Raw genomic sequence first — 907 nt, forward strand, 5'->3', positions numbered from 1 at the left:
AAAAATCATCAACAACCTGACAGAAAAAGCCTCTCGAGGTGATCTGAAAGATGGCGAAGCCCTTTATGGTCTGCTGAAAGAAGAAATGGCGGAGATTTTATCTAAAGTAGAACAGCCTCTAGAGATCGACAGCAGCAAAACACCTTATGTCATCTTGATGGTTGGTGTGAATGGTGTGGGTAAAACCACCACCATCGGTAAACTTGCGAAGCAGTTCCAAAGCCAAGGCAAGAAAGTGATGTTAGCAGCTGGCGATACTTTCCGAGCGGCCGCGGTTGAGCAGCTGCAAGTGTGGGGCGAGCGTAACAATGTTCCTGTGATCGCGCAGCATACTGGCGCAGACAGCGCATCGGTTATCTACGATGCGATTGAAGCGGCAAAAGCGCGTGGCGTCGATGTGGTTATCGCCGATACGGCGGGTCGTCTACAAAACAAAGCCAACCTAATGGAAGAGCTACGCAAGATTGTGCGTGTGATGAAGAAAATTGATGATTCTGCACCACATGAAATCATGCTGACGCTGGATGCAGGTACTGGCCAAAATGCGATTAGCCAAGCGAAACTTTTCAGTGATGTAGCTCCTCTAACCGGGATTACATTGACTAAGCTGGATGGTACAGCGAAGGGCGGCGTTATTTTCGCTATCGCTGATCAGTTTGGTATTCCAATTCGCTACATTGGTGTTGGCGAAGGCATTGAAGACTTGCGTCCTTTTGAAACTCAAGAGTTTATCGACGCTTTGTTTAGCCGTGAAGAGTAATTGAAGTTAGAGGAAATCAACGGTGATCAAATTTCAACAAGTGAGTAAAGCTTACCGAGGTGGTCGACAAGCACTGCAAAAAGTCGATTTTCACCTGAGGCGCGGAGAAATGGCGTTTTTAGGCGGGCACTCCGGCGCCGGTAAAAG

General features: G+C 48.0%; 1 protein-coding gene and 1 pseudogene. Both read left to right on the top strand.

Features of this window, described 5'->3' with window-relative positions; genetic code table 11:
* On the top strand, positions 1-760 hold a 760-nt coding region (gene ftsY, locus R8O10_RS24255), incomplete at its 5' end, for a signal recognition particle-docking protein FtsY (protein ID WP_318191823.1).
* A gap of 22 nt (positions 761-782) precedes the next feature.
* Positions 783-907: pseudogene (locus R8O10_RS24260) on the top strand (cell division ATP-binding protein FtsE); the annotation flags it as partial.

The organism is Vibrio sp. 1727 (assembly GCF_033344415.1).
Lineage (GTDB): Bacteria > Pseudomonadota > Gammaproteobacteria > Enterobacterales > Vibrionaceae > Vibrio > Vibrio alginolyticus.